Source organism: Rhizobium binae (assembly GCF_017357225.1).
In the GTDB taxonomy this organism is placed as follows: Bacteria; Pseudomonadota; Alphaproteobacteria; order Rhizobiales; family Rhizobiaceae; genus Rhizobium; species Rhizobium binae.
Map to the genome: position 1 here is coordinate 3,541,096 of NZ_CP071604.1, position 16,904 is coordinate 3,557,999.

Genomic DNA, 16,904 nt, shown 5'->3' on the forward strand with positions numbered 1-16,904 from the left:
CAAGGCCCAGCGCATTACCCACCATTGACTGCGCCAGGAAAGCTGTTCCACTCTGAAGGCAATTCATGCCTAGTTTCAACGGACTGTCAATGTTTGTCCTTCCACGAAAACGCGGAAGTTTTTTCGTACAGCCAGTAATAGTTGTTGACCATCTGATTGGTGCGGCGATAGCGGAAGCCGGCCGTCGAGAAGACCAGCAGAGTCACGAAATCGACGCCATAATAGAGAGCGCTGAGCATCGGCCCATTGAACAGGGCGTGGTGAAGAAACTGCATCGCCCAAGCGAGCAGGAAAGTGTAGACGACCGCCAGCGGATAATTGTTCCAGCTGTCGGCGACCGCCTTGCCGGCGCGCCAGGCCGTCCAGAAGCCGATCAGCACGACAAGGGCGCGAATGACGAGACGGACGCTGTCATCGCTTTCGAAGAAAAGTCCCTGCATCTCAAACTCTCCCTTCGAGCTAGTGTCTTCCGCCTTCGAGATAGGCGGCGCGGACCTCGGGATTGGCAAGCAACTCCTTGCCGGAACCACTCATCGTCACCTTGCCGTTCACCATCACATAGGCGCGATGCGAAAGCCGCAGCGCCGCGAAGGCATTCTGCTCTACCAGGAACACGGTAAGGCCTTCCTGCTCATTGAGCTTGCGGATCGCCTCGAAAATGCCCTTGACGATCAGCGGCGCGAGGCCGAGCGAGGGTTCGTCGAGCAGCAACAGTTTAGGGCGCGCCATCAGCGCGCGGCCGATCGACAGCATCTGCTGTTCACCGCCCGAAAGCGTGCCGCCGCGCTGGGCGTGACGTTCCTTGAGACGCGGGAAGAGCGTAAAGATCTTCTCGACGTCCTCGGCGAAATATTTGAGATTGTCGAGGCCGGCGCCCATCTGAAGGTTTTCCAGAACCGTCATGCGCGGGAAGATACGGCGCCCTTCAGGCGACTGCGCGATGCGCAGCCGGGCGATTTCATGGGTCGGCATATGGGTAATGTTGCGGCCCTCGAACACGACCGAGCCGGTGCGGGCCTGTGGGCTGCCGCAGATCGTCATCATCAGTGTCGACTTGCCGGCGCCGTTGGCGCCGATCAGGCTGACGATCTCGCCCTTGTTGACCTGGACATCGATGCCGGCCAGAGCACGGATATTGCCATAATAGGTTTCGACGCCATTCACCTGAAGGAGCGGTTGACCGGTCATTACTTCGTCGCCCATCAGTTTGCGCCTCCTTCGAGCTGCTCGACGGTTGCGATCACCTCTTCCACTTCCTCATCCTCGACGCCGAGATAGGCCGCGATGACCTTCGGGTCGTGCTTCACGTGATCCGGCGTGCCATCGGAAATCTTCTGGCCGTATTCGAGGACGACGACGTGGTCGGAGATTTCCATCACAACCGACATGTCGTGCTCGATGAGCAGAATGGAGGTTCCGGTTTCGGCGCGGATGTTCTGCAATAGCGCATTCAGCGTTGCCGATTCGCGAGGGTTGAGACCTGCAGCCGGCTCGTCCAGGCAAAGCAGCTCCGGGCCTGTGCACATGGCGCGCGCGATTTCCAGGCGCCGCTGGGCGCCATAGGGCAAATCGCCGGCCGGATCGTCGGCGCGGTCGATCAGGTCGGCCTTTTCAAGCCAATGGCGCGCGAGCTCGATGGCAGCAGAGGCCTCCCGCCGATAGGGGCCGATGCCGATGAGGCCGAGGATCGTATAGCCCGATGCCTGCATCAGCTTGTTGTGCTGGGCAACCAGCAGGTTTTCGAGAACGGTCAGGCCAGAGAACAGCCGAATGTTCTGGAAGGTGCGCGCCACCTTGGCTTCCTTGGTGATGCGGAAGTCCGGCAGACGCTCCAGAAGATACTGTTTACCGTTCCTCTGATTGAGCGTGATCATCCCCATCGTGGGCTTGTAGAAGCCGGTGATGCAGTTGAAGACAGTGGTCTTGCCGGCGCCGTTCGGTCCGATCAGCGCGGTGATATCGCCGCGCTTGGCTTCGAAGGAGAAGTCGTTGATGGCCATCAGGCCGCCGAACTTCATCGACAGGTGCTCAACCTTGAGCAGCGTATCGCTCGACATCGTGTTGGTAACCGGGCTCATCAACCATGGCCCTCCTTGGTAAAGCTTCCGGATATGGCCTTGCGCTCCTTGAGGAAGGCGGTCGGTTCACGTGAGCCGACGAAACCGCGCGGCTTGAACAGCATGACGACTACCATGGCAAGGCCGAAGAGCAGCATGCGGTAGAGTTCCGGCGTGAAGTCCGGCCCGAAGACCGCTTTCAGGAAGTCCATTTCGCGCAGAGCCTCGGTGCCGCCGACCATGACGATCGCAGCCACGGCAATGCCGGTCAGCGACCCCATGCCGCCGAGAACAACGATGGCGAGAACGACGGCCGATTCCAGGAAGATGAAGGATTCCGGTGAGACGAAGCCCTGGCGTGCTGCGAAGAACGAGCCTGCGAATCCGCCGAACATTGCGCCCGTCGCGAAAGCTGTGAGTTTGGTCGTCACCGTGTTGATGCCGAGCGAACGGCAGGCGATTTCGTCTTCGCGCAGCGCTTCCCAGGCACGTCCGATCGGCATGCGGCGCAGCCGGATGGTGACGTAGGCCGTCAGCATGCAAAGCGCCAGGATGAGATAGAAGAGGAAGATCTTGTAATAGGCGGACGACATCGGCAGGTGGAATAGCTTGGCAAAGCCGCCGGCCGTCGCATCGAAGGGGATGCCGAACAGAGTCGCCTTCGGTATGCTCGAGATACCGAACGTACCCTTGGTCACATCGGTCCAATTGATGAGGACGAGACGGATGATCTCGCCGAAGGCAAGCGTCACGATTGCGAGGTAGTCACCGCGCAGGCGCAGCACCGGAAAGCCGAGGATGACGCCCCAGAGAGCCGCCAGGATGCCGGAAAGCGGCAGCAGCACCCAGAAGGACAGGCCGAAATAGCTCGACAGCAGCGCGTAGGAATAGGCGCCGACCGCATAGAAGGCGACGTAACCGAGATCGAGCAGGCCGGCGAGGCCGACGACGATGTTCAGTCCCCAGGCGAGCATCACGTAGATCAGGATCTGGATGCCGAAATTGTCGACCCATTTCAGCGAGCCCTGGGCACCGACAAGAGCCACGATCACGACAGGATAGAGCACCAGCGCGAGCAGCGCGATCTTCAGGAAGTGCCGATGGAAGAAGTTCTTCTCGGTCGAAATGTCGAGATCGCCTTCCCGTGCCTTTCTGAGCTTGCGGCGGTCGATGTTCGGCTTGATGAAAACGACCATGAGGAAACGGCCGATCGCGGCGACAGCGACGAAGATTGCAAGCAATCCCCAGCGCTGAACGATGATCAGCTCGTTGTTGATGTTCTGGTCGGTCTTCAGACCGACATACAGGACGAACATGCCGAGTGACAGGACGGCGGCGAAAAGGGCTTCGGTAAGGCCTTTGCGGACAAGTCCGGCATCGGGCTTGCCTGCAGAATTCTCGATGTTTGCCATGACGTTAAACCTTCTCGACTTCCGGCCGTCCGAGGATACCCGTCGGCTTGAAGATCAGCACGAAAGCGAGGATGGCGAAGGTCGCCACATCCTTGTAGGCGATGGTGAAATAGGCCGACCACAGCGATTCAATCAGACCGATCATCAGCCCGCCGAGAACAGCGCCCGGCAGCGAGCCGATGCCGCCGAGAACGGCTGCGGTGAATGCCTTCACGCCCGGCGTGAATCCGTCGGCGAATGACGCGACACCATAATACATCAGATACATCGTGCCGGCGACGGCAGCGAGCGCAGCACCCATGACGAAGGTGATCGAGATCGTCTGGTCGACGTTGACGCCGAGAAGCGCCGCCATCTTGCGATCCTGCTCGGTGGCGCGCTGGGCGCGGCCGAGAGCGGTATGGTTGACGATATACCAGAAAATCGTCAGCAGCACCGCGGTGATCACGATGATGATGATCTGCTTCAGCGATACCGAAATGTTGCCGAACTGGTAGACCGAACTGACCATCGGCGGGATCGGCTTGTTGCGCGGGCCCTGCGTCACCTGGATGAAGTTGGACAGCACGATCGACATGCCAATCGCGGTGATCAGCGGCGCCAGGCGGAATGAACCGCGCAAAGGCCGGTATGCGACACGCTCGATCGTCCAATTCCACAAACTCGTCATCAACATCGCGACGACAAGCATCGCCAGCAGCAGAATTGCCACGGGGAGACCTGCAAAGATGGATGTGAGGACGAGAAAGACGATAAGAGCGGCGAAACCACCGAGCATGAAGATGTCGCCATGGGCGAAGTTGATCATGCCGATAATGCCATAAACCATCGTATAGCCGATAGCCACGAGGCCATAGATGGATCCGAGCGTCAGCCCGTTGAAGAGCTGCTGGACGAAATACTCCATATGTCGTTTTCCCCTGGATGCGAGCCGATACGCTGCATCTCTTTTTGGTTCTTCGGTCACCCGTTTCAGGCGACCTCATGACCGCATGCATAGCGGTTTCGCTGCAAATGTGAAGACAAAAAGGATTTTCTCCGGCAGATTCTTGTTCGAACAGGGCTAAATGGCGCATTTTGCACCAAAATCCACAGAAAATCGGCGACGCGCGACCTGTTTTTAGCCAAGATCCGGCACCGAATTAACCATCCGGTGATTTCGTCTTATGATTTCATGAAGTCCCTGCGGCGTAAGCCATTCCACAAAATTGGAAGATGGAGCAAATTCGGACCCTCAGCGCCGCGCTTTGGCGAATCTCATTTCAGCGAATGGCTGCCATCTTTGTCTGACAAGACCGAAGGCTTATGGTAGCATTGCAGACTGAGTTATCGGTGTGGGGAACGCGGGGCGAAACACCATATAAGATCTGGTATGATGACAGGGATGGTTTGCGGACGGGCGACAAGGGGTGCTCGGCGCGCGGCGAACGGCAAAGGACAATGCTGAGGACATTCGAAAGGGCGGCGCTCGAAGCCGGCAAGGCCATCATAACGGTCTTGCGTGAAGGCTTTCCCGTCGCCATGAAGGCGGACGCAAGCCCGGTCACGGTCGCCGACGAGGAGGCCGAACGCATCATCCTTGCGCATCTTGCCCGAGACTTTCCCGAAATACCCGTCGTGGCGGAAGAGTCAGTCGCCGCCGGCAGAGTGCCTGACATCAGCGGTCGGGGCTTCTTCTTGGTCGACCCTCTCGACGGCACGCGGGAATTCGTCGACGGGCGGCAGGAATTCACCGTCAACATTGCCTATATTGAGAACGGCGCGCCGGTGGCCGGGCTCGTCTACGCGCCGGCGCTCGGGCTTGCCTTCTCGGGAGAACGCGGCCACGCCGAAAGGCTCGAGGTCACGGAGGATTTCACCGTCGGCGCACGCAGTGCAATCACCGTGCGCGAGCAACCGGCCGACCGGCTGGCGCTCGCGAGCCTTCGCCATAACAGCCCGGAGACCGGAACCTTTCTCGCCGACCATGCGATTTCCAAGTGCACCAACATCGGCTCGTCGCTGAAATTCTGCCTGCTGGCCGAAGGCAAGGCCGACGTCTATCCCCGTTTCACCCGCACAATGGAATGGGACACGGCGGCCGGCGATGCAGTACTTCGCGCCGCCGGCGGTTCGACCGTGACGCTCGACGGAGCGCCGCTGACCTATGGCAAGACCGGAACGGCGGCCGATTTCGATTTCGCCAACCCGAACTTCATTTCCTGGGGCGGCAGGAAGCGCGTCCTCGAACCCGCGTAACCGCCCGCACGGACCGCACGCAAAGGTTCTGCACTGCGACAAGGTCGATGCCTTCTCGGCCCCCCGTGCCGGCTATCTCAGGGCCGCCGGTCATCTGCTGATTCGCATGGCCGGGCGACAGAGGTGGTTCTGTGGGAATCGTCCGGGTCCCCACACCTTCTGCCTGCAAAAGCGCGCTGATCCCGCCTTGGTTTTGTCACATTTTGGCACTGTAAGGTAATCAGCCAACCGTTCTCGCCGAAAAATTTCGTCCCGGATTTTGTTAAGGTATGGCGCCTTTGGGCAATGCGGTACGTGCCGAAAAGGCACGTCCGGAGCACCCCGCAAGCCCCTGTCAAAGGCCTAAAAACCTTGATGAAATTCCAATTCTTAACGAAATATCATGAGTTTGCCTCAACTTAACGCAAGTGCGAAAGATTTATTGCGATGCGATATTTCACTGGACACCATTACACAATTGTCGCATTTTTCCGTTTTAGTAGGGTTACCAACATCTGAGTGCAGCCCTGGTGACAGGGTAAACCATTGATCGCCTATTGCCGCCGCGCCCCTCGAAGACAACAGAGTACGATCCTTGAGCATCACGGAACTAAACAACACCATTTCGACAGAGTCCTTCCGGCCGAGCCGCCGCCAGCAGCCGAGCCTGAAGATCCAGACTCCTGTAATCCACAGCGATGCGCCGCAGGCGCCTTGGGTGGATCTCGTCCTGAAGCGGGCGTTCGACATTGTTTCGTCGTTGAGCGCCCTCCTCGTCCTCGCGCCTCTGCTTCTCCTCGTCGCCCTCTTGATTAAGCTGGACAGCCCCGGACCGGTGCTGTTCAAGCAGACCCGTTGGGGTAGGAACTGCAAGGCGATCAAAGTCTACAAGTTCCGCTCCATGCGCACCGATCTGTGCGATGTCTCGGGCGTCGCTCAGACGGTGAAGAACGACCCGCGCGTCACCCGCATCGGCGCCATCCTGCGCCGCACGAACATCGACGAATTGCCGCAGCTGTTGAACGTGTTGTTGGGCGACATGTCGGTCGTCGGCCCGCGCTGCCACGCAATCGGCATGCGCGCCGGCGGCATGCTCTACGAAGAGCTTGTGCCGGAATACCACCAGCGCCACGCAATGCGTCCGGGCATGACCGGTCTCGCCCAGATGCGCGGCCTGCGCGGCCCGACTGATCGTCCTGCGAAGGCGCGCGCCCGCATCGCCTGCGATCTCTATTACGTCGGGAATTTCTCGATCTGGATGGATATGCGCATCATTGTCGGAACCGTCCTGTCGGAACTGGCCGGCGGAAAAGGCTTCTAGGCTTTATTGTGAGAAAGGGCCGGCTGCTCCGTCAGCCGGCACCGAAATGCTCCGGCGACGCCTGCAATGCGGTTGAGCGAATCGAGCTTGCCATCGCGCTCCTCTGATACCCCAACGATCCATGCGACGAGATCGAGAAGATTCAAGTCTCGTCCCTACTCCTGCCGTCAGCCGAACCAGCGCCGCGCGTCTTAGGAGGCGTTGACTGAAGCGCGAGGGACCCGGCAGCGCTTTGGATAGCCTCAGGCCGTAGTGCGTTGCCATTGACGCCCCCTGCCGGCATGGCCAGCTGCCTGACAAACGCAAAAATGTATTGTTTCGGGTCAGCGTCACGCAATGCGAAGGCGACGGTATTCTTCGCCGCATCCGGGAAGAACGCATCGAGATGGCGATTTCCTGATTGGCCGCCTTCTCGTAAACGAACCCTCGGCAAAGAAGATCGGCAGGATCGCCCGCTTCATCGCCATCACTGGCCTGCAGCAGTAAAAAAGGTCGGCGGCCTAAAGCTGACGATTTGCAGTGGTTCAAAGTGCGTCGCATGAATCACATTTGCTGCGACGCGCAGTGGATATCCAAGTCTGCAAGCTCCGCCATCTCATCGAGCCGTGCCTTCTTCGCCGCTGTCGAACTGCAGAGACGAAGATGCAGCGCCCCCGTTGTCAACGGCAGCCGTTGTCGACGGCGCGTTTTTTATCGTCCTGATCTCGTGTGACCGATTTCGGTTCGGTCTTGTTGCCGGGGATGAGAAGCGCGCGCCGCAGCGTCGCTGAAGGCGGCTTGGCTGCCTAAACGGGACAGAAAGCGTCAAAATCGTACGAACTGGGCCGATGCAGGCAAGATCGGAGAGGTGGGCTCGCGAGGCAGACGCCCATTCATCCGCCACTCCGGGGCGTCTAAATTTGTTATCAAAGTCTTACGTTGGGCTTAGGCAATTTTTAAATGTGGCAGGCTAGAGTGGCGCTCGTGGTCTTGCGTTGTGTAGAGAGTCCAATGACCGAAATGATACGTCCCCGAGTGAAATATGTCATCGGCCCCGATGGCAGCCCCCTGACCATCGCGGACCTTCCGCCGCCCAATACGCGGCGCTGGGTGATCCGCCGGAAGGCAGAGGTTGTCGCGGCTGTTCGCGGTGGCCTGTTGAGCTTGGAAGAGGCCTGCGAGCGTTACACGCTCACGGTCGAAGAGTTCCTGTCCTGGCAGTCCTCGATCAACAGCCATGGCCTCGCCGGCCTGCGCACCACGCGCATTCAGCAGTATCGCCACTGATCGCCCGCCAGCATCGACGATTTATTTCGGGCCGCATGCGTCTCCCGTCAGGGAGTGCAGAAGGCCCGAAATCATTGACGAGGCCGCGTAGCACCACAGGCCAGGCGGGGTGAAAGCATCCGCCACTCCCGTCGTCTTCGCCGCCGCAATGACGATCGCGACCAGCAGCACGTCCATCATTGACCACTTGGACAGATGCGGCACGACGCGATGATAAAATAGACTGCTGGCCCCGCCGCCGGCACCTGTTGCTTCCGCAGCGATCCCAACCATCTTTAGAATCGGTAGTACGATCGAGACCAGTCCGACGATCGCCGCCAGCAGCCGATCCCCGCCCTGCCAGAGCGAGACGACGATTTCGACGAGCGACGGGGTCTGATCGAAAAAATACAATGTCTCGAAACGGACCAGCGGCAAGATGAGGCCAAGCGCCAGCAGGAACGGCGCAATCACGAGAAGAACCGGTCGGATCACCGCAAGCGCCTTCATCCGCCGGAAGCTCGCACCGATCCGACCTTTTTCATGAACACTGCGTCTCCTCCGGGAACTGCCTCGCCGGCTTGGCATGATCGCGACGCCGTGTCACCGTCGCCGGCGACAATATCCCCATCCCTCTGCGAGGAAAGACAAATGGACATTCGAAACGAGGAAGGCGGCTCCGGCGGACGTTATGCGGCCGAGGTAGAAGGGCATCAGGCGGAGATGACCTATTCGCGCACATCGCCGAAACTTATCATCATCGATCACACCGCTGTTCCCGATGCCCTGCGCGGCAAAGGTGTCGGCCAAGCATTGGCGCTGCACGCGGTGGAGGCCGCTCGCACCGGCGGCTGGAAGATCATTCCGCTCTGCCCTTTTTTCAAGGCGCAGGCGCAGCGCCACCCGGACTGGCGCGACGTCGTGAACTGATTCCCGTGGCTGGCGGCGATTTCTAAACCCCCCGACGTCTTTTCAGAGCCGCGAGGAATGCAGCAACCGTTCAGCTGATCGTGCTTTGCGAAAAGCGAACCCGATTTTTTCGGGCTGATGCGCCAGAGGGGCGATATCGCGACGTGAGACGGGAAACACCAAAAGCCATGTATGACGGACCAGCGCGCCCATCATACATGGCTTCTCTGTGGCGATTCCCGGGGCGCCGAAGCCGGCGCCCGTCATTTTCTCCTACGCCCTGGCTCGGGCGCCGCTGTCACGTTCTTCCAGCGCCGACGCCCTTGCATATTCCGCCTGCATCTCCTCAAGCGCCAGTTCCAGCGCCTCTTCCTGCATCTTCAATTCCTTGATCGAAACCTGCAGGTTGTCGGCCCGCTGACGCGCGGCCTTGGCGAAGGTCGGATAAGCAAAGTGATTCGGGTCTGATATACCGGACTTCTTTTCCTCGACGACGATCTGGCTCTCCAGATCCTTCGTCATCCGTTCGAATTCGGACATCATCATCTGCAACTGCTGCAACTGACGTCGTTTTTCGTTCACCTGAAACTCTTTCAGGCGAACGAGACTTTCTCGCGACTTCATACGCATTACTCCCGTGATGCGAGACCCCGGCTCAACTTGAAACCGCCCTGCGCGCCGCTTTGACACGGTTTGCTAAAAAATTTCCTGCGATATTAACAAAAACCTACCGCTGGTAACCTTTCGTTTACGGGCATCGTTAATGATAGGCCCGATGATTTAAGGGTCGGTAAATGCCGCGGCATGAACTTCGAACCTTTTCATTGGCGAGTCGGATGAATCACTTAGCGCTGTTTCCTAATGTTAAAATTGAGGAGCGTCTTTTTGAGATTCCTATTGGAAAACAGAGAAATGGAAAAATTATTTAATAAATTCGATACTCCTTGCCAGAGTGAATCAGAATTTGTTAACCATTTCGTGGCAGCTTCCAAATCACGTAGCTTGTTCGGTAGCGTGTAGGGGGCCAGACCACCTTTCGGCGGCGGTAAAGGGGATAATTATGCGGGTACTTCTCATCGAGGACGACAGCGCTACGGCGCAGAGCATCGAGTTGATGCTGAAATCTGAGAGTTTTAATGTTTATACCACCGATCTCGGTGAAGAAGGCGTCGATCTGGGCAAGCTGTATGATTATGATATCATCCTTCTCGATCTGAACCTGCCCGACATGTCCGGATATGAAGTGCTCCGCACTCTCCGTCTGTCGAAGGTCAAGACACCGATCCTCATTCTGTCGGGCATGGCCGGTATCGAAGACAAGGTTCGCGGCCTCGGCTTCGGCGCCGACGACTACATGACCAAGCCGTTCCACAAGGACGAACTCGTCGCCCGCATCCACGCCATCGTCCGCCGCTCCAAGGGCCATGCCCAGTCGGTGATCATGACCGGCGAACTGATCGTCAATCTCGATGCCAAGACCGTTGAAGTCGGCGGCCAGCGCGTCCACCTGACGGGCAAGGAATATCAGATGCTGGAGCTGCTTTCGCTCCGCAAGGGCACCACTCTGACCAAGGAAATGTTCCTCAACCATCTTTATGGCGGCATGGACGAGCCGGAACTGAAGATCATCGACGTCTTCATCTGCAAGCTGCGCAAGAAACTTGCCAACGCCGCCGGTGGCGCCAACTATATCGAGACCGTCTGGGGCCGTGGTTACGTCCTTCGCGAGCCGGATGGCGCCGAATATGCGGAAACCGCCTGAGCTTCCAATCTTCCGGTCCCCCTTATCGGATGACGAAATCCCGCCCTTCCGGCGGGATTTTTCGTTTTGGCTGGCAATGAGAGTGAAATGGCCTGAGACCTTGATCGACCTGAAGTCCATCGTCCCGGTGAGGAAGCGAAGTCGCAGCGTCAACCGGCGTGCGCACTTTTTGGCGGAAGACTCCGGGAATGGATGATGTCGGCGGAATGCGCCGGCCGTCAGGCGGCGATCGCTCGATTTCCGAAAACGGCGGTCAGGATCTTGCGATCGAAGGGTTTGAGCAGGAAATCCGTGGCGCCGGCCCGTTTGCCCGCCATCAGTTTCTTCAGGTCCGCTTCGATGACGCAGTAATAGATCTTGACGTCCTTGCCCCCGTCCATGGCGCGGATGGCGGCAATGAGGTCGAGGGCGCCTTCCATGCCGGAATCGACGATCAGATATTCCGGCAGTTCCGCCTGGCAGCGCTGCAGCGCCTCGCTGGCATTGGAAGCCTCGCTGACGAGAAAATCGAGTTCGGAGAGAATGCGCTTGCCGACCTTGCGGACAATGTCCGAATTATCGGTGATCATGAACCTTTGCATGACTGCTCCTTTGCCCCCGCATTCGTCGCAACAAGAGGCCTCTCACAACCCTAGAGGATAGGTCCATCACGCTAAGGAATCGTTACCGGATGGGCGCCGACACCGTTCCGGGCTCCGAAATCAAGCAGCAGGGACCAACGCCGTGAACACCAATTCCTCGGCGCTGGCGCCGTGATCGAGCGTCATTCCGCACTCCTCAGCCAGCAGCACGGTGTAATAGGGCTGTATCGAATGGGCGTCGATTGCCTCTTCGATCGTACCGGTCGATATTTCAACGAATTTCGGCGGCAAGCGCATCATCTTGCCCTTGGCCGTGAGCGTGAATTTGGCGTCGAATTCGGGATTTTCGAGCGTCACCTCGAGCACGCCGCCGCGTGGAATGGAGGAGTAGGCGACGAGGAAGAGATTGAGCAGCAGCTTGACCCGGTTCTTGGCAACGATGGCGCGCGGTCCGTTCCAGATCACCTCGGTTTTTTTCTCCGCCAGCGCAAAATCCTTGGCGGCCCGCTCTGCCTCGCCGGTGTCGATCGAAGCACCGACGGAACCGGATGCGCCAAAGGCAAGGCGCGCGAATTTCAGCCGGACGGAAGCATTGAGCGCGCTGGTGCGGATCAGGTCCATCGCATCGGAATCGGCACCGCCTTCATCCAGAAGTTCCAGACCGTTATTGATCGCACCGACGGGCGAGATGACGTCGTGGCAAACGCGGCTGCAGAGGAGCGCGGCCAGATCCGGGCCGGATAGGGTAAGGTTCGGGTTCTTGGACATCATCGTCTCCTGAAGGGCGGCAATCTCATCGCGCCCGGTAATATGCGTCAGCTAAATTGCGCGAAGTTTGCGATCGTATTGGGTGCCATAATGACACCATATTTGGTAAACCGATTGTTAAGATCATCGGCGCAAAATGCAGCAATTGACGCGAGCGGTTGTCCGCTCCCCGACCAACGACGAACGGATGACACCATGCGCCCTCGATTTCCGCACCGATTCATCGGCTTCTGCAGGTTGCTCTCGGCCCTCGTCTTTTCCTCGATGATGGTTGCCGGGCCGGCCGCCGCTCAGAACAACGGTCAGTATACGATGCAGGAAATCATCGATACCGGCCACTCCTTCTTCGGCTCCGCCAGCGGCGGTCTCGCCAAGGTGGTGGAAAGCGCCTTCCAGAAATACGGCCTGCCGAACGGTTACATTCTCGGACAGGAAGGCGGCGGCGCCTTCATCGCCGGTCTCACCTATGGCGAAGGCCAGCTGAACACCAAAAACGCCGGCGAGCACCCGCTCTACTGGCAAGGGCCCTCCCTCGGCATCGACTACGGCGGACAGGGCTCGCGCGTCATGATGCTGGTCTACGATCTGCCCTCCATCGACGGCATCTATGCCCGCTTCGGCGGCGTCAGCGGCTCGGCCTACGTGATTGCCGGCGTCGGCATGACGGTACTGAAGAACAACGACGTGCTGGTCGTGCCGATCCGCACCGGCGTCGGCGCCCGACTCGGCGTCAATGTCGGCTACCTCAAGATCACCCAGGCGCCGACCTGGAACCCCTTCTGAAGCCGCAGGAGCGTTGGAAACTCTCGCCACCCGCATCGGCGGCCTTGCCCCGATGCGCCATGCGTGCTTAATCATCACGGATGACCCGGAATATGACACCGAACGCGTAATCGGTTTTCGGATGTCACGTTCCGGCCAACGGAGACGGGATTCAGATCTTAGGCCGACTGGGCTGAAATCCTGTTTTGGTATCAACATTGAATCGATGGCCTCGCCGTGATCGAATACGCTCTCTTGTTCGGACTGGGCTTCCTGACCGCGGCCTTCCTCGTCTTTCTGATTTCGCCGGCCGTACACCGCCGCATCGTCTGGTATACAGAAAACCGGCTGAAAGCGACGATGCCGCTGAGCCCGCAAGAGGTTCGCGCCCAGAAAGATATGGTGCGCGCCCTTTATGCCGCCGAAAACGCGCGCACCACCCAGGACCTTCTGCGTGAACGCGAAAAATCCCTCTCGCTTCAACTGCGGCATGACTCCCTTGCCGTCGATGCCGGCAGGCTTGCCGCCGATATCGTGGAATTGCAGGCCCAGATCGGCGAGATGCATGTCGAGGCGGCCGAGCAGCGCTCGCACCTGCGCAAGGATGAGAACTATATCAGCCAGTTGAAGACCAATCTGCATATTGCCGAGCAATCCGCTGCCAACAAGGAGAGCGAACTGGCGGCAATGCGGACGCGGCTGAGCAAGCTCAGCGAACAAACCGACGGGCTCAGGATCGATCTGGCCGCGCGCGACACAGAGGCGGAAAGCCTGAAATTGCGCGCCAACGCGCTGCGCGACGAACGCGATACATTGCGACAGGACGTCACCCTGCTGCAGAAGCGGGCCAAGGATGCCGAGCAGAAACTGACACAGCAGCAGCACTTGGTGATCCGTCTGGAAGACAAGGCCGCGCGCGAGAGCGCATCCGCCGCCGAGAAGGAAAGCCTGCTCGCCCGCCGTCAGCAGGAAATCGCCAAGCTGAAGGAGCAGTTGAAAGCCGCCAATGCCGAGATCCGCAAGATCAACCGGCTGCTGCGCGACGCCGGCTTGGCCAAAATGGTGGCGGACCTGCCGGCGGAACCGACAGCCGAAAACACAACCGAGTCCATGCTCGATACCGCCGCGGTGGCGGCTGAGATGGGCGAGGATGCCCGCAAGCGCAGCGCCGCCCTTGCCGAGCGCCTGCAGAAGGCAAAGTCCATCCCCGGACGTGATGGTGCGATCCGCGAGGAGATCGCCTCGATCGCCGCCAATATGGTGGCGCTGACCGCACTCAACGAAGGCCCTTCCTCGCCGATCCGAACCTTGCTGCCGGATGCCGGGGCCAAGAATCCGAACGACCGCGTCAGCCTTGCCGACAGGGCGGCCGCCATCATTGCCAATCCGGTGCGTTAAAGCATGTCGCGCAAAAGTGTCCGGCGGTTTTGCGATAACGACATGCGGGAAAATTAAGATCTAAAGCGCGGCGAGCGGATCTGAAAGATCGCGACGTGCTTTAGCGGTCAGATCCGCCCCATGGCCGAGGCCATGGAAAACAGCGCGATCCCCGTCGCTGTCGCCGCATTGAGGCTGTCGAGCTCGTCCGATTGCGGGATGCGCGCGCTCTGAAAGCGGGCCAGAAGCGCCTCCGGCAAGCCCTCCCCCTCCGTGCCGACGACGAGTGCCATGCGTGCTGCAGCCGGAATGGCGCGAATGTCCGTCTTGCCGTGGGGCGAAAGCGTCCAGATGGCAAAACCCCCTTCGGCGAGCGCAAGGAGCAGGTCCAGTGCCTTGCCGCCGCGCCGGTGTGGAACGCGCAGCACCGAACCGACGGACACACGCAGGGCTTTGCGATATAGAGGGTCACAGGAAGTTTCGTCGAACAGCACGGCATCTGCCCGGAAGGCGGCGGCGTTGCGGAACATCGAGCCGGCATTGTCGTGATTGGAAATGCCGCATCCGACGAGGACCAGCGCCCGCTCCGGCAGGGCGTCAATGAGTGCTGCCCCGTCACGCTCCTCCCGCCGGCCAAGCGCCAGAACGCCTCGATGCAGATGGAAACCGACGATGCAGGCAAGCGCGTCAGCCTCGGCGACATAGACCGGCACGTCGGCCGGAAACAGGTCCAGGATCGGCAGGAGGCCTGCGACGCGGTTACGCAGCAGCAGTATCTTTTCGGCGCGAAAGCCGCGGCCTTCCGAATGCGCCTCGGCGAGCATCCTAAGCACGACGGTCCCCTCGGCGATGAAGCGGTTCTCCCGCCCGGTCAGGTCGCGCTCGCGGATATCCCGGAATTCCGCGATGCGCGGATCGTCGGCATTTGCGATGGCGATCGGGGCAGCGACCATGTCGGCCTCAATTGCCCGTGACGGTCAGGTCAGCGACGGTGCGGCCGGTCCGGAGATCGAAGATCAGCGCCTGGCCCTTGCCCTCGACGGTCTGACCGTAAAACAGGATCTGTCCCGCCGAGAACGAGGTCGACTGCACCTTGAAACCCAGCGGCAGGGAAACGGTCGCTGCAAGCGGCGCATCCGAGGGCACACCGGAGGCGGCAGTGGGAGCCGTCTCCTTCGGCTCGCGCATCGTCTTGTAGACAACCGCGCCGAAGACCGCCATAAGGCTCACGAACATGATGGCGCCGGAAACGATCTGCAGGCGGACCATCTTGCGCCGGACACTTTCCATCGCCGGATCAAGGGGCTTCTCTTCCTGGTCGTCTGGCTCGATTGCTGTCATCTGTGCGTCCCGTTCAAAAATATGTCGGAGAAAAAGCGTCTTGAGCGACCCCTTTAAACAAGCAGCCGGCATTAGAAAAGTCCTGACCGCCGATGAAACCGCCGAAGGCCGGCTCGACGCCTGGCTGACGGCGCAGGTCGGCGAGGATTTTTCCCGCAGCCGTATCAAGGCGCTGATCAAAGAGGGGCAGGTTTCTTTGCGAGGCGAGCAGGTTACCGATCCGCAGCGCAAGGTGCGCGTCGGCGACAGTTTCGAAATCACCCTGCCCGAGCCTGAAGACCCGACTCCAAAGGGCGAAGATATCCCGCTCGACATCCTTTATGAGGACGATGACCTCATCGTCATATCGAAACCGGCGGGTCTGGTCGTCCATCCCGGCTCCGGTAACTGGACAGGAACGCTGGTCAACGCGCTGATATATCATTGCGGCGATACGCTTTCCGGCGTCGGCGGTGTGCGCCGCCCCGGCATTGTCCATCGTCTCGACAAGGACACGACAGGGGTCATGGTCGTCGCCAAAAACGACATTGCCCATCGCCACCTCTCGCTCCAGTTTGCCGACCATGGCCGCACCATGCCGCTGGAGCGGGCCTATCAGGCAATCGTCTGGGGCCGCCCCCGGTCGCTGACAGGCACGGTTGACGCGCCGCTCGGCCGCGCCACCGGCGATCGCACCCGCCGCGCCGTCAAGCGCCCCGACAGCCAAGACGCCGACGAGGCGATCACCCATTACGAGGTGATCGAGCGCTTCCACGAAACCCCGGACGCGACGGCGCTCGCCTCGCTGGTCGAGTGCCGCCTCGAAACCGGCCGCACCCACCAGATCCGTGTGCATATGGCCCATATCGGCCACCCGCTGCTCGGCGACACGGTCTACGGAGCCGGCTTCAGGACCAAGGCCAATCTGCTGCCCGAAGAGATCCGCAGACTGGTCAACGGGTTCGACCGCCAGGCGCTGCATGCCTTCATGCTGCAATTCGAGCATCCCCGCAGCGGCGAACTCATGCATTTCGAGGTATCGCTGCCACAAGATATGGTGGAACTTGTGGAGGCATTGCGGAGTTAGAGGGAACTGCGGAATTCTGCCTCCCCGTCTCACACCTTCGTGAGACGCGCCTTGAACCGCCGTTTCGCCATACTTATCTGTATATA

The 16,904-nt window shown here is 59.7% G+C and carries 20 protein-coding genes; 8 read left to right on the forward strand and 12 right to left on the reverse strand.

Going from position 1 to position 16,904, the window contains the following annotated elements:
* Positions 1–86: 86 nt before the first annotated feature.
* From J2J99_RS17365 to J2J99_RS17385, 5 genes are read right to left on the reverse strand one after another with little or no spacing between them, the layout of a single operon-like run.
* Entirely contained in the window at positions 87–440 is a 354-nt protein-coding gene (locus J2J99_RS17365; protein WP_168297308.1) for a DUF6867 family protein, read from the reverse strand.
* Between the two features lie 19 nt (positions 441–459).
* Entirely contained in the window at positions 460–1,203 is a 744-nt protein-coding gene (locus tag J2J99_RS17370) for an ABC transporter ATP-binding protein (protein ID WP_205918885.1), read from the reverse strand.
* Positions 1,203–2,078, reverse strand: a complete 876-nt coding sequence (locus tag J2J99_RS17375) for an ABC transporter ATP-binding protein (RefSeq protein ID WP_168297307.1) — start codon at positions 2,076–2,078, stop codon at positions 1,203–1,205. The genes J2J99_RS17370 and J2J99_RS17375 overlap by 1 nt, the downstream gene beginning before the upstream one ends.
* Positions 2,078–3,469, reverse strand: a complete 1,392-nt coding sequence (gene livM, locus J2J99_RS17380; RefSeq protein ID WP_168297306.1) for a high-affinity branched-chain amino acid ABC transporter permease LivM — start codon at positions 3,467–3,469, stop codon at positions 2,078–2,080. The genes J2J99_RS17375 and livM overlap by 1 nt, the downstream gene beginning before the upstream one ends.
* Positions 3,470–3,473: 4 nt before the next feature.
* Positions 3,474–4,376 (reverse strand): branched-chain amino acid ABC transporter permease, encoded by a 903-nt coding sequence (locus J2J99_RS17385; RefSeq protein ID WP_012484986.1) that lies wholly within the window; start codon positions 4,374–4,376, stop codon positions 3,474–3,476.
* 533 nt (positions 4,377–4,909) lie between these two features.
* On the opposite strand from J2J99_RS17385, the gene cysQ reads away from it, so the two are divergent.
* Together cysQ and J2J99_RS17395 are read left to right on the forward strand one after the other, a co-directional pair.
* Entirely contained in the window at positions 4,910–5,707 is a 798-nt protein-coding gene (cysQ, locus tag J2J99_RS17390) for a 3'(2'),5'-bisphosphate nucleotidase CysQ (protein WP_168297305.1), read from the forward strand.
* A gap of 574 nt (positions 5,708–6,281) precedes the next feature.
* Positions 6,282–7,007, forward strand: coding sequence for a sugar transferase (locus tag J2J99_RS17395; RefSeq protein ID WP_168297304.1), 726 nt, complete (start codon positions 6,282–6,284; stop codon positions 7,005–7,007).
* Here J2J99_RS17395 and J2J99_RS17400 read toward each other — a convergent pair.
* Entirely contained in the window at positions 7,004–7,153 is a 150-nt protein-coding gene (locus J2J99_RS17400; RefSeq protein ID WP_168297303.1) for a hypothetical protein, read from the reverse strand. The genes J2J99_RS17395 and J2J99_RS17400 overlap by 4 nt on opposite strands.
* Positions 7,154–7,997: 844 nt before the next feature.
* Here J2J99_RS17400 and sciP point away from each other — a divergent pair.
* A complete protein-coding gene (gene sciP / locus J2J99_RS17405) occupies positions 7,998–8,273 on the forward strand; it encodes a CtrA inhibitor SciP (protein ID WP_007533628.1) in 276 nt (91 codons plus the stop codon).
* Positions 8,274–8,294: 21 nt separating this feature from the next.
* On the opposite strand, the gene J2J99_RS17410 is transcribed toward sciP, so the two are convergent.
* Positions 8,295–8,762, reverse strand: a complete 468-nt coding sequence (locus J2J99_RS17410) for a paraquat-inducible protein A (protein WP_168297302.1) — start codon at positions 8,760–8,762, stop codon at positions 8,295–8,297.
* 141 nt (positions 8,763–8,903) lie between these two features.
* On the opposite strand from J2J99_RS17410, the gene J2J99_RS17415 reads away from it, so the two are divergent.
* Positions 8,904–9,182, forward strand: a complete 279-nt coding sequence (locus tag J2J99_RS17415; protein ID WP_168297301.1) for a GNAT family N-acetyltransferase — start codon at positions 8,904–8,906, stop codon at positions 9,180–9,182.
* A gap of 252 nt (positions 9,183–9,434) precedes the next feature.
* On the opposite strand, the gene J2J99_RS17420 is transcribed toward J2J99_RS17415, so the two are convergent.
* Positions 9,435–9,785, reverse strand: a complete 351-nt coding sequence (locus J2J99_RS17420) for a hypothetical protein (protein ID WP_009991379.1) — start codon at positions 9,783–9,785, stop codon at positions 9,435–9,437.
* 436 nt (positions 9,786–10,221) lie between these two features.
* Here J2J99_RS17420 and ctrA point away from each other — a divergent pair, with 436 nt between their 5' ends.
* Entirely contained in the window at positions 10,222–10,923 is a 702-nt protein-coding gene (gene ctrA, locus J2J99_RS17425) for a response regulator transcription factor CtrA (RefSeq protein ID WP_003542362.1), read from the forward strand.
* A gap of 218 nt (positions 10,924–11,141) precedes the next feature.
* Here the strand turns inward: ctrA and J2J99_RS17430 are convergent, their stop codons facing one another.
* Both J2J99_RS17430 and chpT read right to left on the reverse strand, forming a co-directional pair.
* Positions 11,142–11,504, reverse strand: a complete 363-nt coding sequence (locus J2J99_RS17430; RefSeq protein WP_004675721.1) for a response regulator — start codon at positions 11,502–11,504, stop codon at positions 11,142–11,144.
* Between the two features lie 120 nt (positions 11,505–11,624).
* Positions 11,625–12,272 carry a histidine phosphotransferase ChpT gene (chpT, locus tag J2J99_RS17435; protein WP_168297363.1) on the reverse strand — a complete coding sequence of 216 codons (648 nt, stop codon included), beginning with the start codon at positions 12,270–12,272 and terminating at the stop codon, positions 11,625–11,627.
* 195 nt (positions 12,273–12,467) lie between these two features.
* On the opposite strand from chpT, the gene J2J99_RS17440 reads away from it, so the two are divergent.
* Both J2J99_RS17440 and J2J99_RS17445 read left to right on the forward strand, forming a co-directional pair.
* Positions 12,468–13,055 carry a DUF1134 domain-containing protein gene (locus tag J2J99_RS17440; protein WP_168297300.1) on the forward strand — a complete coding sequence of 196 codons (588 nt, stop codon included), beginning with the start codon at positions 12,468–12,470 and terminating at the stop codon, positions 13,053–13,055.
* Between the two features lie 216 nt (positions 13,056–13,271).
* Positions 13,272–14,432 (forward strand): coiled-coil domain-containing protein, encoded by a 1,161-nt coding sequence (locus J2J99_RS17445; protein WP_168297299.1) that lies wholly within the window; start codon positions 13,272–13,274, stop codon positions 14,430–14,432.
* Positions 14,433–14,539: 107 nt separating this feature from the next.
* On the opposite strand, the gene J2J99_RS17450 is transcribed toward J2J99_RS17445, so the two are convergent.
* Together J2J99_RS17450 and J2J99_RS17455 are read right to left on the reverse strand one after the other, a co-directional pair.
* Positions 14,540–15,364 (reverse strand): TrmH family RNA methyltransferase, encoded by an 825-nt coding sequence (locus J2J99_RS17450; protein ID WP_168297298.1) that lies wholly within the window; start codon positions 15,362–15,364, stop codon positions 14,540–14,542.
* A gap of 7 nt (positions 15,365–15,371) precedes the next feature.
* Positions 15,372–15,752, reverse strand: a complete 381-nt coding sequence (locus tag J2J99_RS17455) for a hypothetical protein (RefSeq protein ID WP_168297297.1) — start codon at positions 15,750–15,752, stop codon at positions 15,372–15,374.
* A gap of 40 nt (positions 15,753–15,792) precedes the next feature.
* Here J2J99_RS17455 and J2J99_RS17460 point away from each other — a divergent pair, with 40 nt between their 5' ends.
* Positions 15,793–16,818: an RluA family pseudouridine synthase gene (locus J2J99_RS17460; RefSeq protein WP_168297296.1), complete on the forward strand. Its 1,026-nt coding sequence runs from the start codon at positions 15,793–15,795 to the stop codon at positions 16,816–16,818.
* Positions 16,819–16,904: the final 86 nt, after the last annotated feature.

Excerpts from the sequence above, each read along its gene's own strand:
- J2J99_RS17365 (WP_168297308.1), bottom strand. The coding sequence starts at position 440 with ATGCAGGGACTTTTCTTCGAAAGCGATGACAGCGTCCGTCTCGTCATT.
- J2J99_RS17370 (WP_205918885.1), bottom strand. The coding sequence starts at position 1,203 with ATGGGCGACGAAGTAATGACCGGTCAACCGCTCCTTCAGGTGAATGGC.
- J2J99_RS17375 (WP_168297307.1), bottom strand. The coding sequence starts at position 2,078 with ATGAGCCCGGTTACCAACACGATGTCGAGCGATACGCTGCTCAAGGTT.
- livM (WP_168297306.1), bottom strand. The coding sequence starts at position 3,469 with ATGGCAAACATCGAGAATTCTGCAGGCAAGCCCGATGCCGGACTTGTC.
- J2J99_RS17385 (WP_012484986.1), bottom strand. The coding sequence starts at position 4,376 with ATGGAGTATTTCGTCCAGCAGCTCTTCAACGGGCTGACGCTCGGATCC.
- cysQ (WP_168297305.1), top strand. The coding sequence starts at position 4,910 with ATGCTGAGGACATTCGAAAGGGCGGCGCTCGAAGCCGGCAAGGCCATC.
- sciP (WP_007533628.1), top strand. The coding sequence starts at position 7,998 with ATGACCGAAATGATACGTCCCCGAGTGAAATATGTCATCGGCCCCGAT.
- J2J99_RS17410 (WP_168297302.1), bottom strand. The coding sequence starts at position 8,762 with ATGAAGGCGCTTGCGGTGATCCGACCGGTTCTTCTCGTGATTGCGCCG.
- J2J99_RS17415 (WP_168297301.1), top strand. The coding sequence starts at position 8,904 with ATGGACATTCGAAACGAGGAAGGCGGCTCCGGCGGACGTTATGCGGCC.
- J2J99_RS17420 (WP_009991379.1), bottom strand. The coding sequence starts at position 9,785 with ATGAAGTCGCGAGAAAGTCTCGTTCGCCTGAAAGAGTTTCAGGTGAAC.
- ctrA (WP_003542362.1), top strand. The coding sequence starts at position 10,222 with ATGCGGGTACTTCTCATCGAGGACGACAGCGCTACGGCGCAGAGCATC.
- J2J99_RS17430 (WP_004675721.1), bottom strand. The coding sequence starts at position 11,504 with ATGCAAAGGTTCATGATCACCGATAATTCGGACATTGTCCGCAAGGTC.
- chpT (WP_168297363.1), bottom strand. The coding sequence starts at position 12,272 with ATGTCCAAGAACCCGAACCTTACCCTATCCGGCCCGGATCTGGCCGCG.
- J2J99_RS17440 (WP_168297300.1), top strand. The coding sequence starts at position 12,468 with ATGCGCCCTCGATTTCCGCACCGATTCATCGGCTTCTGCAGGTTGCTC.
- J2J99_RS17450 (WP_168297298.1), bottom strand. The coding sequence starts at position 15,364 with ATGGTCGCTGCCCCGATCGCCATCGCAAATGCCGACGATCCGCGCATC.
- J2J99_RS17455 (WP_168297297.1), bottom strand. The coding sequence starts at position 15,752 with ATGACAGCAATCGAGCCAGACGACCAGGAAGAGAAGCCCCTTGATCCG.